This window comes from Bradyrhizobium sp. BR14999 (genome assembly GCF_056106085.1).
The window spans coordinates 3,003,560-3,016,898 of the sequence record NZ_CM148536.1 but is presented as its reverse complement, the minus strand read 5'-3'; the positions used below and the strand labels follow the sequence as shown (position 1 = coordinate 3,016,898).

Below are 13,339 nucleotides of genomic sequence, written 5' to 3'. Positions count from 1 at the left end.
TCGACGGAGCCACGCGGAGTTTGTAGCTCACATCAAGCCGACGGAGCGGCCGGGCGGTCCGCAGTTGGCGTCTTTGGTGTGAGACCATGAAACTCAGGGGGCTTCTGACACTTGCGATGGCCGCCCAGGTCATCGTGACCGCTGCGGCCCTTCTCGCCTCCTATGCCGTGACCGGCAGCGCAGGGTTCGGCACGGCCCAACTCATTGCCCTGCTGGCGAGCGCCGCCGTTGCAGCGCTGCTCGCGCGGCTCTGCACACGCGCCATGGAGACGTCAGAGGCAGAACGTGTCTCCGCGCAATCGGCCGCACTGTCGCAAGCGCGCAGCGACAGTGCGCAGATGACGCAAGCCGTTATCAGGACCGCGCTCGACGCCTTCATTCAGATCGACGACAGCGGTGTCGTGCTGGAGTGGAGCCTTCAGGCCGAGGCCCTGACCGGATGGACGCGCGAGGAGGCTCTTGGCGCCGATGTCGTCGACCTCATCGTCGCCGAGCCGCTCCGCGCCGCCTTCAGGCAGCGCATGGCGCGACTCGTTCCGGAATTGTCGGCCGCACCAAGCGGCATGCGCTTCGAGGTCAGCCTGATCCACAGGAACGGCGACCGCATCCTGACCGAGGCGTCCAGCACGGTGTTGCGGATAGGAGAGCGCTCCATCATCAATACCTTCGTCAGGGACATCACCCAGAAGCGCGCTGCCGAGGAGCAACTGATCCAGGCTCAGAAGATGGAGGCGGTCGGCCAGCTCACCGGCGGCATCGCGCACGAATTCAACAACATGCTCACCGTGATCACCGGCACGATCGAGATCCTCGACGACGCCGTCAAGGACAACCCGCCGCTTGCGACCATCACCAAGCTGATCAGCGAAGCCGCCGACCGCGGCGCCGCGCTGACATCGAGCCTGCTCTCCTTTGCCCGCAAGCAGGCGCTCCGGCCGGCCGAGATCGATGTCAACGAGCTCATCGAGGAACTGGCAAAGCTGCTGCTGGCGACCTTCGACAAGAAGATCGAGATCGTGACCAGGCTTGGCGGCAACGTCTGGCTCGCCTATGCCGACCGCGGCCAACTGAGCTCGGCGTTGCTCAACCTCGCGATCAACGCTCGCGATGCGATGCTGGACGACGGCAAGCTGACGCTGACGACACGCAACGTGGTGTTCGGCGTCCGCGAGGCGGTGGCGGTCGGCGCCGGCTATGCCGGCGACTATGTCGAGATCGAGATCGCCGACACCGGCACCGGCATTCCGCAGGCCATCCTCGAGCGCATCTTCGATCCGTTCTTCTCGACCAAGGAGGTCGGCAAGGGTACGGGGCTCGGGCTCAGCATGGTGTTCGGCTTCGTCAAGCAGTCCGGCGGCGGCATCAGGGTCGCGTCCGAAGAAGGAAGCGGCACGGTTTTCACGATCTACCTGCCGAAGGCGGAGACGAGCGCGCTTCGCCCGACTGGCTATGACGATCGCAAGATCGTCGGGGGTAAGGAAACCATCCTTTGCGTCGAAGACGACCGCGACGTCCGCCGCTACGTCACGGTCCAGCTCGAGAGCCTCGGCTATAAGGTCATCCCCGCCGCCAATGCGGCCGAAGCGCTCGCCGTTTCGGCCGAAGGCACCGCGTTCGACCTGCTCTTCACCGACATCGTGATGGCCGGCGGCATGAACGGACGGGAGCTCGCCGAGCAAATGGTGGCCGCGCGGCCGTCCCTGCGGGTGCTGTTCACCTCCGGATACGCCTACGATTCGCTGCACACGCAGGGACGCGCCACGATGGGCGCGCCGCTGCTGAGAAAGCCCTATCGCAAGGCCGAGCTCGCACGCGTGCTGCGCCGCTGTCTCGACACCGCAGTCGATTCCGCCGGCGATGCGATCCCGACGCCCTACTCGGTGCAGGCTGACGTCGAGGCTTTTCTGCGCAGGCAGGCGGCCGAAGACAACGGCCCAACGCGACCGCGGAAGTAGGCCTCGCGCCTAGAGTGGGATGATTTCTTGTTGAACCGGTGCGAGCCGAGAACTCGTCACCTCTCCCGAAGGGAGAGGTCGGATCGCATCGTAAGAGGCGATCCGGGTGAGGGGTTCAAGTCTCACTGGGTGCCGCGGCCACTCACCCGGATTGCACTGGACGATGCTTCGCATCGCCAGGCAATCCGACCTTTCCCCGCTGGGGAGAGGTGAACACGGACCGCCGCCCCGGCCTAACTTCGCCGCGGCTAACTCATCCTTCGCCGCAACGTCGCCGAGGGCGTCTCGCCGAATTTCTCGCGGTAGGCACCCGCCATGCGGCCGAGATGGGTGAAGCCGAGATCGAAAGCGATCTCGGTGATGGAGGCATCGGGCGAAGCCTGCGCGAGGCGGGCGTTCAGGCCGGCAAGGCGCATGTCGAGCAGCATCTGGGAGATCGAGAGGCCGAAGTGACGGCGGAAGCCGAGCTGGAGCGCGCGGATGCCGATGCCGGAGGCGCAGGCGAGCTGCGCGAGGTCGAGCGGCTCGCCGGCATTGTCCGAAAGATGATCCCGCGCGGCGCGGAGCGCGCGCGGCAGACGCTCAGCCCGGCCCGAAAACATCCTGATCGCATCCGACAGGTCATGCCCCTGGCCATTGAGCAGGTGATCGAGCAGAACCTCGCGCCAATCGGCCATCGCGACCGGTGACAGCCTGCCGGCGGGACCGAGACGTTCGGCGAGCGTCATCAACTCGGCAAGGCTGGCCCGCAACGCCCGCCCGGACGGCGCGTCCAGGTCGATCACAGGATCGAACTCGACCGTGCCGGCCGCCCTGCCCGACAGCGCCGCGGCGCGCTGCTCGACCATGCTGCGATCGAGCAGCAGGATCGCTTGCGCGCAGTCGGCCCAGGTCATGCGCGTCGGGATCGTCGGCGACAGCAGTGACGCCGTCCGGTCCGGCACGGCATCGAGCTCGCAGGCGCCGGCACGAATGCGGGCGGTGCCCGTGAGCGGGACTTGGACCAGGAAGAAGCGTTCGAGGCAGCCGGGATCGATGCTGACCGATCCGCCATAGGCGACATAGTTGATGGAAAAGCCTGCGAATGCCGCGCAATTGTGCCGGGCGGAGAAGCCGGCGGCGCGCGCACGCGTCGGCTTGAGATCGTGCGGACAGAAGATGCGTCCGATCTGCTCGGCTGCTTCGTCGACGTCGTCAGTGGTGACGCGGGCGAAATCCGCAAGCCGTTCGGCTGCGGTTGGTCTCGCGCTCATTTCCAGCACGGCTGCGGACATCGTCGACCACGCTTCGCGTCACGGAATTACTTTAAGCCTATAATAGTTCCGTGACAGCGAAAAGGGCCGCATCCACAAAATCGTCGTGCTGCATGGCAACAGCCGTTGCGGATTCGTTTAGCGGATAGACAGGCGGGCCACGACTGGCCGATGCTCCATCCCCGCCGGAATCCATGAGGAGGCGAGCATGACTGCACTCGAAAAGGGCATTACCGCAAACGGCACGGGTTATGGGGGCAAGAGCTGGAACATCCTTGGCCAGGTGTATTTCCCCAAGGCCGTGACCGACTCCACCTTCGCGTTCGAGACCAACAGCGATCCCGGCCAGTTCGTGCCGGTGCACATCCATCCGACCCAGGACGAGTTCATCCTGGTGCAGGAGGGCACGCTCGACCTCAAGCTCGACGGCAAATGGGTCAAGGCCCATGCCGGCGATCTCGTGCGCATGCCGCGCGGCATCCCGCACGGCTATTTCAACAAGTCCGACAAGCCGTGCCGCGCGCTGTTCTGGGTCTCGCCGATGCAGAAGCTGGAGGCGCTGTTCAATCAGCTCCACAACCTGACCGACCCGGCCGAAGTGGTGCGCATCTCGGCGCTGCACGAGGTCGATTTCTTGCCGCCCGAGGCCAACGAGTAGGCAGCCTCCTCGTCCACTTTCATCTGCTTGCAGCTCCGCCGGCCGCCCCTTGCGGCCGAACGTAGCCGCTTACGCGCGAAACACACTGATTGCGAGCAAACCCATGATCACTCCGAAGCATGTCTGCGTGATCGGCGCCGGCGTCTCCGGCCTTGCCGCCGCCAAGGCGTTCTCCATCCGCGGTCACCGCGTCACCATCATCGAGCGCAGCGGCGATCTCGGCGGCGTCTGGGAGCCGGCGCGCTCCTATCCCGAAGTGCAGACCCAGAGCCCGAAGGAGCTCTACCGCTACACCGACCGCGCCATGCCGGACGCCTATCCGGAATGGCCGACCGGGCCGCAGGTCCACGCCTATCTCGCCGACTACGCGAAGAGTTTTGGCCTCGACCGCATGCTGCGCCTCAACACCGAGATCGCCGGGATGGCGCGGCGCGCCGACGGCAAACCGGGCTGGGCGCTCGCGCTGAGCGGCAAGGACGGCGCGACCTCGCAGGAGGACTTCGATTTCGTCGCGGTCTGCACCGGTCAGTTCAACGAACCGCGCGAGCTGCATTGCCCGGGCGAGGACGGCTTTCTGGCACAGGGCGGCCAGATCCTGCATTCATCGAAATACAATGATGCCGCCCAGGCAAAGGGGCGCCGCGTCGTCGTGCTCGGCGGCTCGAAATCCGCGACCGACATCGCCGTGAACGCGGTCAAGGCGGGCGCGCGCGAGGTCACCATCGTGATGCGCGAGCCGGTCTGGCGCATCCCCTATTTCATCGGCGGGCTCGTGAACTTCAAGCGCATCCTCTACATCCGCGCGCAGGAGGAGATGTTTCCCGGCTGGGGCATCAGCACGATGGCCCGGCTCGCGCACCGCCTCGCCGCGCCGCTGGTTTGGGCGAACTGGCGCGGGCTGGAGAGCCTGTTGAAGGCGCAGCTCAAGCTCAACCGGTGCAACATGGTCCCGAAAGAACGGATCGAGGACGGCGTCAACTGCTCGGTGCCGATCGCAACGCCGGGCTTCTATCCCATGGTCGCCGACGGCCGCATCAAGGCGGTGTTCGGCACGTTCGATCATTATGACGGCGACAGCATCGTGATGAGCGGCGGCGAGCGCATTGGTGCCGATATCGCCGTGCTCGCGATCGGCTACAAGCTCGGCGTGCCGTTCCTGCCCTCGGCCTGCCAGCAAAAGCTGGTCGATGCCGACGGGCAGTACCGGCTCTATCGCCTGATCGCCAATCCTGATCTGCCCGAGCTCGGCTTCGTCGGCTTCAACTCGTCGTTCTGCACCGTGCTCTGCGCCGATCTCGCCGCCAACTGGCTGGTGCGCTATGCCGACGGCCAGCTCGCCAACCAGCCGACCGCGCAAGCCATGCGCGACAACATCGAGATGATGCTGCACTTCAAGCGCGTCGAACGGCCGGCCGCGGGCGTCTATGGCGGCCTGTGCGTCGCGCCTTATCACTATCGCCATTTCGACGAGCTGATGGCCGACATTGGCGCGAAGAACCAGAAGCGCGGCGGGCTCGCCGGGCGCTTCTCGCCGCCGGACGCGGATGCCTATGCCAAGTTCCTGGCCACGGCGCCGGACTATCGCGCGGCGTAAGGCGTGTCGGACTTCGGCAGCACCGTCTCGAGATCCGAATCGATCACATCCGCCGTGCGCTGATAGTGCTGCTGCAACAGCGCGACGGCATCGTCGGTCTTCCGGTCGAGCACGGCCTGGAGGATCTGTGCATGCTCGGTCCCGATCTTCCGGACCGGGTAGGCCTTCGCAATCGACATCATGCGGTAACGATAGAGCCGGTCGGCAAGCTGCTCGCAGAAGCCGAGCAGCGGGCGCGAGCCGCACAGACCAATCAGCGTCGCGTGAAACGCGCGGTGCGCCTTCTCCCAGTCCGGATTGTCCGCGAACTTTTCCGGATCGAGCGAACGCGGCGTGCGGCCGAGGCGGTGATGCGTCACCAGAAGCGCCTCCTCCCATTCTTGCGTCGCGTTCTGCATGGATTCGCGCAAGGCCAGCCCTTCGACCCAGCAGCGCGTCTTGGTCAATTCCCGGAGCTCGTCCTTGCTGACCGGCTTCACGTAGAAGCCGCGCTGCTCCATGCCGACGACGAACTCCTCGGTGGTGAGACGGTTCAGCGCCTCGCGGAGCGGGGTCTGCCCGACATTGTAGTGCTCCATCAGAAAGCGCGACTGGAGCTTGCGTCCGGGCGCAAGGCGCGTGGTCAGGATGTCGGCCTTGAGGCGGGCATAGATGCTCGTCGCCAGCGTCGCCGGCGCATCGGTCTTCGGGCTCGACAGGTCTGAGCTCATGGCGTCCCACTGATTCATCGAGATTTTTTGTACATCAGACCGCAAGCGGCAATAATTTATAAATTTTGTCTTTACGGATAGATTTATATAGATTACTCGTTCGCCAACAACAACCGGCTTGGTGGGCGATCCGCGGCTATTCGGGTGCGGCCCTCTGCCTTGACGAGGAAGCCCGATGTCCGATTTTCCGGTGGTCGCGTTGCGCAGCGTCGAGATTGCGACGCCGCGCCTTGGCGTCTCCGCCGACTTCTATACGAAGGTCTGGGGCCTCGATGTCGCGGCCGAAGCCGAGGGCACGGTCTATCTCGCCGCGACGGGCGCGGATTTCCACGTTCTCGAACTCTCGCAAGGCGAACGAGCTGCGCTGTGCAAGATCACCTTTCGCGTCCGCTCGCGCGACGATCTCGACCGCTTGTTCGCGCGCGCACGCGAGGCGGACTGCGAGATCATCACGCCGGCCGGGCCATCGCACGCGCCATCGGGCGGCACGCACTTCGTGATCCGCGAGCCGCAGGGCTGCTGCATGGAGTTCGTCCACGGCGATCGCACCAAGACGGCGCGCATCGTGGCTGACCGCCCCGAGCGGCTCGCCCACGTCAACATCAACAGCGCCGACATCGAAAAGCTCTCGACGTTCTACCAGCAGGTGCTTGGCTTTCGCCTGACCGACCGCTCGAAGCTGATGGCATTCCTGTGCTGCAACAGCGATCACCACGCCGTCGTCCTCGCGGAAGCACCAAGCAACGGTCTCAACCACGTCGCCTTTTTGATGCCGGATCTGGAGTCGGTGATGCGCGGCTCCGGCCGCATGATTGATCACGGCTTTCCGATCGGCTGGGGCGTCGGCCGGCACGGGCCCGGCGACAACGTGTTCGCCTATTTCGTCGATCCGGACGGGGTCGTCGTCGAATACACCGCCGAAGTCCTCCAGGTCGACGACAGCTATCGCGCGAAGGGACCCGCCGAATGGGTCTGGCCGCCGGGACGCACCGACCAATGGGGCATTGCGCCGCCCAAGAGTGAAGCCTGCAAGACCGCGCAACTCTCCGTGCTCTTCGACACGGATTGCCGCGCATGACGATGTCCGCCGCCACCACGGATTACGATGTGCTTATCGTCGGCTTCGGACCGACCGGCGCCGTCGCGGCCGGGCTGCTCGGCCATCTCGGCCATCACACGCTCGTCATCGATCGCCTGGCCGACATCTACGACAAGCCACGGGCGATCGCGCTCGATCACGAGATCTTTCGTCACTTCGACAATATGGGATTGGCCGATGCGATCGCGCCCCATGTCGAGCCCTTCACCGCCTCCGAGCATTTTGGCGTCGACGGTCAATTGATCCGGCGCGTCCACATGGTCGAAAAGCCCTACCCGCTCGGCTACACGCCCAGCATGGTGTTCAGCCAGCCGCCGGTCGAGGCCGAGCTGCGCCGTCACACCTTGAGCTTTTCCTGTGTCCGCGCCGAGCTCGGCGTCGAGCTGGTCGATCTCGTGCAGCGGACAGACCGCGTCGGGGCGACGTTGAAGGATGCGGCAGGACAATCGCGGACGGTGACGGCGCGTTACGTGCTCGGCTGCGATGGTGCCTCGAGCACGGTGCGACAGATCGCCGGCATCGCGCTCGAAGACCTGATCTTCGATGAGCCCTGGCTCGTGGTCGACGTGCGCGTCAATCAAGACGCACTCGCAAGGCTGCCGCAGAACTCCGCGCAGTTCTGCAATCCGACGCGGCCCGTCAGCTTCCTGATCGGCCCCAACAACCATCGTCGCTGGGAGATCATGCTGCTGCCGGGCGAAGAACCCAGGCAGATGGCGCGGCCGGAAAATGTGTGGAAGCTGCTCGCACCGTGGCTCGCGCCGGAGGATGGCGAATTGTGGCGCGCGGCATCCTATCGTTTCCACGCCCTGGTGGCCGCCGATTGGCGCAACGACCGCATCATCATCGCCGGCGATGCCGCACATCAACAGCCGCCCTTCATCGGCCAAGGCATGTGCCAGGGACTGCGCGATGCGACCAACCTCGTCTGGAAGCTCGATTCCGTGCTGAGTGGCGTCTCGCCCGACGCCCTGCTCGACAGCTACACGGCCGAGCGCAAGCAGCACGTGATCGAGCTGACCGGCAAGATCAAGGCGATCGGCCAGTCGATCTGCGAGCGCGATCCGGCCGCCGCGCGACGCCGCGATGCGCAGATCCTGATCGAAGGCGGCGGCAAGCCGCTCGAAATCACGCGGCAGGAGATCATCCCGCCGCTCCGCACGGGCTTCCTGGCCGATCAGGATGGAGCCGCGCGCGGCAGCCTGTTTCCGCAGCCGCGGGTTCTGATCGATGGCGCGCCTTGCCTACTCGACAAGATCACCGGGCCCCGCTTGCGCGTGCTCATCGACGGCCGCCGCAGCGAGGCCCCCTCCCTCATGGCGCTCTGCGTCGCGCATCCGCAGTTGATCGCAACGACAATCGCGCCTGCCGGCGCCGATGCATCCGGCGTGCTCCAAGAGAGCGACGGCGTGCTGGCCGGCTGGTTCGACCGCCACGGCGTCCTCGCCGCGATCGTACGGCCCGATCATTACGTGTTCGGGGCGGCGCGCAACGCGGCCGAGCTCGGCAGTCTCCTGCACGAGGTCACTTCGCGCCTGCACGGCCATCCCGATCCGGATTTCAAAATGGAGAAGACAGCATGAAACTCGCGACCGTTGCGATCGACGGACGGACGACCTGGGGCCTTGTCGAGGGCAGCAATTTCCTCGATGTCGGCGCCGTGCTCGCCACCCGCTATGCCGATCTGAGGGCCGCCATCGCCGGTGCGCTCGCAGGCGTCGCGGACGCGAAGCCCAAGGCGGCCGCCACGCCGCTCGCGGGGCTCAGCTGGCTGCCGGTCGTTCCGAACCCGGACAAGATCCTGTGCGTCGGCCTGAACTACGAGACGCACCGGAAGGAAACCGGCCGCCCCGAGGTCGAGCACCCCACCATCTTCTCGCGCTATTCCAACAGTCAGACCGGGCATCTGAAGCCCATCATCCGGCCACGCGTCTCGACCCATCTCGACTTCGAGGGCGAGCTCGCGGTCATCATCGGCAAGGGCGGGCGATACATCTCCCGCAGCGAAGCGATGGGTCACGTTGCCGGCTACGCCTGCTACAACGACGGCAGCATCCGCGATTTCCAGCGCCACACCCACCAGTTCACGCCGGGCAAGAATTTTCCCGATACCGGCGCGTTCGGCCCGTGGATGATGACGCCGGACGAGCTGGGCGAGCTTGGCGAGCTCAAGCTCACCACACGCCTCAACGGGCAGGTCGTGCAGGAAGCGCAGATCAAGCACATGATCTTCGATATCCCGCGCCAGATCGAATATTGCTCGACCTTCACCCGGCTCGAGCCCGGCGACGTCATCGTCAGCGGCACGCCCGGCGGTGTCGGCGCCAAGCGCACCCCGCCGCTCTGGATGAAGCCCGGCGACGTCGTCGAGGTCGAGGTCGAGAAGCTCGCAATCCTGCGCAATCCGGTCGTCGACGAGGCGCAGTGAGCGATCCATTCCCTGGCGGCGGCGAGGCCTGCTTCGTTCCGCCGCCAGGGCCGGCGCGCCTAGAGACGACATAAGCAAAAGCAGAGAGGGGAAACGTATGAGCAACACTGCCGAGGTCATAACCGGGGCGACCAGTCGCGCCGAGGCGGCGCCAATCACGCCGGCGTTCCGTAAGCTCGTGATCGCATCCTCGCTCGGATCGGTGATCGAACACTACGACTTCTTCATCTACGCCTTCACCGCTCCCATCGTGTTCGACCGCTTCTTCTTTCCGAAGATGGATTCGACGGCGAGCATGCTGGCGGTTTACGCGACGTTTGCAGTCGGCTTCGTCGCCCGCCCGCTCGGCGGCATGGTGTTCGGCCATTACGGCGATCAACTCGGCCGCAAGGCGATGCTGACGATCACCTTCGTGCTGATGGGTGTGGCGAGCTTCCTGATCGGCTGCCTGCCGAGCTACGATTCGATCGGGCTCCTGGCGCCGATCGCGCTGGTCGCCTTGCGCTTCGTACAGGGCTTTGCCTTCGGCGGCGAATACATGAACGCGGTGTCGCTGACGCTGGAGAATGCGCCATCGGCAAGACGCGGCTTCTTCGCCTCCTTTGTCAACGCGTCCGGTCCGATCGGCGTGATCCTGGCCTCCGGTTTCATCGCCTTGCTCGGCTTCGTCTCGACCCCGCAAGACTTTGCGCAATGGGTCTGGCGCGTGCCCTTCGTGCTCAGCCTCGTCCTGGTGGTGCTCGGCACCTACATCCGCCTCCAGGTCGACGAGTCGACCCTTTTCAAGGCGGTCCAGGCCTCAGCCGCGCGGCCGAAGGCACCACTGCTCGACGTGGCGCGGTCGTGGAAGAAGTCGGTGCTGTTCGGCTGCCTCGCCAACATGGCGCACAGCACGTTCCAGTACATGAGCACGGTCTTCGTGCTCGGCTATGCCGTCAAGACGCTCGGCATGGCACAATCCAGCGTCACCTTCGGGACCATGGTCGCCAACGTGCTGGAAATGTGCATGGTACCGCTGATCGCGGCCTACTCGGACCGCTTCGGCCGCCGCCCGTTCATCGCGCTCGGCATCCTCCTGGCGGCGGCGTGGTACCCGATCTACTTCCAGCTCGTCGCGACAAAGGACCCGACACTGCTCGTCATGGGCCTGGTCGTCTCGATCGGAATCATTCACGCCCTGATGTTTGCACCGGAAGCAGCCTTCACGGCGGAGCAGTTTCCGACGGAGGTTCGCGTCAGCGGCTCCTCGCTCGGCAAGCAGCTCGGCATCATCCTCGGCGGCGGCATCGCGCCCCTGGTCGGCACCGCCCTGATGGGATCGAGCGGCAGCTTCACCCCTGTGATCCTCTATTTCGAGGCGATCGCGGCCTGCGCCTTCATCGGCATCCTGCTCGCCCCGGAAAGTTCGAAGCGCGCGCTATAGGTGGAGAGGGCAGCCGTCGGCTCAGGAGAGATTGCATCTCGCCAGCCTCCGCGTCTGATGCTTACGTTCCGTGGCGACGATTCGACAGCCGCCGGGGAACCGCATGGGACCGAGATACCTTGTTGCCGCTGCCTTGACGGCGCTCGCCCTCCTCGTGACGGCACCCGCCGTCGGACAGCAGGGCACGCTCACGGCAAAACAATCCGAGGCGCTCGCCGCCTACGAGCGGGCGCTCGCCGACTTCAAGTCGGTCCTGGCCGAGCGGCGGCGCCAGATCGAGGCGAAGCAGCCGCTGCCGAACCTGCCGGGACAGGCGCTGTATCTGGCGCGTGTCGCCGTCATCAGCACCTACAAGGATCTCACCGACGCCCTTCCCGCTAGAATCGGAAAGCCCAACAAGTTCGAAATTCCCCCGGCCTATTTCGATGCCGCCATCGAGCCGCTGATCGACGAATACGCCGCGCTGTTCGAGATCATGGAGGCGCCGCCCGCCAATGCGCAGAACTCGGCGACGCCGTTCAAGGACGTCGTCGATCTCGCCGTCGCGATCGCCCGCGCCAAGGGACTTGCGCCACCTCACGCGCAAGCTGCGGGGCGCATCAGCGTCGGGCTGTTCTTCGCCGAGACCAACGGCAAGCAGAATGTTCGCAACGGACGCTCGAACACCTATATGGGCAGCTTCCAGACCGGCCCGTCCGAGGACCGCAACGGCCGCAGAAAATGGGAGGCCATCAAGGGCGAGATCGCAGCGATCGATCCCGAACTGAGCGCGCGCGACGACAAGGAGGAGGCGCGCGCCCGCGGCACCGATCACCGCTTCAACCACTGGACCAATGTGCGCGACGGCCTGATGAACGCGCATGCGGACGTGTTTCGTGAGATCCCCGCAATCGTGAAGACGCTGCCCGATCCCATCGACCAGATGAAGCTATTCGAGCTGATCCAGATCGTGCCCACCCCGACGCGGTCCGCGCTGAAGTCGGGCGATCTCCTGAACTACAGGGTGTCCAGCCCCACGGTCATGAAGCACTTGCGCAACAACAGCATCTTCGCGTTCGGGCAGGCCGACCGGGCCCGTACCTCGGCAAGCTTCCGCGAGATCCTTGCCGGGATGTGGCTATTCAACCGAAAATTCGAGCGCGCGATGGCGAAGTACGCGGAGATCAAGGGGCGCTGACAGATCGGCGCGCCGCAACGTGGGTCACACTACTCCGTCCGGATCGGCGAATCCTTCAGCCCGTTGTTGTCGTAGGCCTTGCGTAGCGTGCCGTTCGTGGTGGCCTCCGTCATGAATTTGGTGACGAACGCCAATGCCTGGCTGTGGCCGCGCGGGACGGCGACAGCGGTCACGGTCTTCTTGAAGGTCTCGTCCAGCACCTTTGTCCCCGGAATCTTCTGCGCCATCTTGTTGAGCTGGTCGCGCGACAGCGCGAAGGCATCGATCTCGCCGCTCTTGAGCAGGCCGAAGATCTCGTCATAGGTCTGATAGCCCGTGACTTTCGCGCTCTTCAGATGTGCGATGGCGCCGCGCATGGTGGTGGTGGCGTTGACGGCCGCGACCTTGACGCCCACCTGGTCGAGCGTGGCGAAGTTGGTGATGTTCGAACCGGGCTTGACGATGTAGGTGGCGTCGGCGACCTCGTAGACCGGGCCGAACATCATCTTGGTCTCGCGATCGGGATCCTTGGGAAGCCGGGTGACGTCCCATGTGCCTTTCGACGCGGCGTCGGTGATCTGGCCGGAATTCTGGTGCACGACATATTCGACGGGCACGCCGAGTTGTGCCGCCAACTCCTTGCCGAGATCGACGGGAACGCCGGCATAGCCGGCCTCGGCCTTGGTCGACCAGAACGCACCGCCCGCCGGGCTGATCGCGATCGCAACGCGCAGCTTGCCGACCGGCGCGATCTCGTTCTTCAGGCCATCAGCTAGCGCGGGCATGGCGACCGCCGCTGCGAGAACGAGGCCGGCAAGGGCCGACTGGAGCGACGTGGGCACGTCATGGTCTCCTCACCTTTTCTTCTTCCGATGCATCACGTCGGTCACATGGCCTTTGACACAATTCTGGTCGATCGTGCGCTCAGTGAAAAGCCATTTGTCATGACAAACCTATTAAAGGCCACGCCGCCGTTTGCAGTGCAAGGCCGCTGACTGCCATGGCTATGGTGTTCCACGGACGGGCATTTGTTGGTAGCCTGCCGCACCGACTGACAGCAACC

The 13,339-nt window shown here is 65.1% G+C and carries 11 protein-coding genes; 8 read left to right on the top strand and 3 right to left on the bottom strand.

Annotation, left to right across the window (positions count from 1 at the left end; genetic code table 11):
* Window positions 1-86 precede the first annotated feature (86 nt).
* Window positions 87-1,955 carry an ATP-binding protein gene (locus ACR9YP_RS13835; RefSeq protein ID WP_474220158.1) on the top strand — a complete coding sequence of 623 codons (1,869 nt, stop codon included), beginning with the start codon at window positions 87-89 and terminating at the stop codon, window positions 1,953-1,955.
* Between the two features lie 248 nt (window positions 1,956-2,203).
* Here the strand turns inward: ACR9YP_RS13835 and ACR9YP_RS13830 are convergent, their stop codons facing one another.
* Window positions 2,204-3,229: an AraC family transcriptional regulator gene (locus ACR9YP_RS13830; protein ID WP_474220157.1), complete on the bottom strand. Its 1,026-nt coding sequence runs from the start codon at window positions 3,227-3,229 to the stop codon at window positions 2,204-2,206.
* Between the two features lie 187 nt (window positions 3,230-3,416).
* Here ACR9YP_RS13830 and ACR9YP_RS13825 point away from each other — a divergent pair, with 187 nt between their 5' ends.
* Together ACR9YP_RS13825 and ACR9YP_RS13820 are read left to right on the top strand one after the other, a co-directional pair.
* Complete coding sequence (locus ACR9YP_RS13825; RefSeq protein ID WP_166814125.1) at window positions 3,417-3,866, top strand: cupin domain-containing protein; 450 nt, start codon at window positions 3,417-3,419, stop codon at window positions 3,864-3,866.
* Window positions 3,867-3,969: 103 nt separating this feature from the next.
* On the top strand, window positions 3,970-5,460 hold the full coding sequence (locus ACR9YP_RS13820) for a flavin-containing monooxygenase (RefSeq protein WP_438105862.1): 1,491 nt from the start codon (window positions 3,970-3,972) through the stop codon (window positions 5,458-5,460).
* On the opposite strand, the gene ACR9YP_RS13815 is transcribed toward ACR9YP_RS13820, so the two are convergent.
* Window positions 5,445-6,170 carry a GntR family transcriptional regulator gene (locus ACR9YP_RS13815; protein ID WP_438105861.1) on the bottom strand — a complete coding sequence of 242 codons (726 nt, stop codon included), beginning with the start codon at window positions 6,168-6,170 and terminating at the stop codon, window positions 5,445-5,447. The two genes, ACR9YP_RS13820 and ACR9YP_RS13815, sit on opposite strands and share 16 nt — an antisense overlap.
* Window positions 6,171-6,345: 175 nt before the next feature.
* On the opposite strand from ACR9YP_RS13815, the gene ACR9YP_RS13810 reads away from it, so the two are divergent.
* From ACR9YP_RS13810 to ACR9YP_RS13790, 5 genes are all read left to right on the top strand, one after another.
* Window positions 6,346-7,248 (top strand): VOC family protein, encoded by a 903-nt coding sequence (locus tag ACR9YP_RS13810; protein WP_438105860.1) that lies wholly within the window; start codon window positions 6,346-6,348, stop codon window positions 7,246-7,248.
* Entirely contained in the window at window positions 7,245-8,852 is a 1,608-nt protein-coding gene (locus ACR9YP_RS13805; RefSeq protein ID WP_474220155.1) for a bifunctional 3-(3-hydroxy-phenyl)propionate/3-hydroxycinnamic acid hydroxylase, read from the top strand. The genes ACR9YP_RS13810 and ACR9YP_RS13805 overlap by 4 nt, the downstream gene beginning before the upstream one ends.
* A complete protein-coding gene (locus tag ACR9YP_RS13800) occupies window positions 8,849-9,697 on the top strand; it encodes a fumarylacetoacetate hydrolase family protein (protein WP_438105856.1) in 849 nt (282 codons plus the stop codon). Before ACR9YP_RS13805 ends, ACR9YP_RS13800 begins: the two co-directional genes overlap by 4 nt.
* A gap of 97 nt (window positions 9,698-9,794) precedes the next feature.
* Window positions 9,795-11,120: an MFS transporter gene (locus ACR9YP_RS13795; protein WP_438105854.1), complete on the top strand. Its 1,326-nt coding sequence runs from the start codon at window positions 9,795-9,797 to the stop codon at window positions 11,118-11,120.
* 103 nt (window positions 11,121-11,223) lie between these two features.
* Window positions 11,224-12,297, top strand: a complete 1,074-nt coding sequence (locus ACR9YP_RS13790) for a hypothetical protein (RefSeq protein WP_474220154.1) — start codon at window positions 11,224-11,226, stop codon at window positions 12,295-12,297.
* Window positions 12,298-12,326: 29 nt separating this feature from the next.
* On the opposite strand, the gene ACR9YP_RS13785 is transcribed toward ACR9YP_RS13790, so the two are convergent.
* Window positions 12,327-13,118: an ABC transporter substrate-binding protein gene (locus ACR9YP_RS13785; RefSeq protein WP_438105851.1), complete on the bottom strand. Its 792-nt coding sequence runs from the start codon at window positions 13,116-13,118 to the stop codon at window positions 12,327-12,329.
* Window positions 13,119-13,339 lie beyond the last annotated feature (221 nt).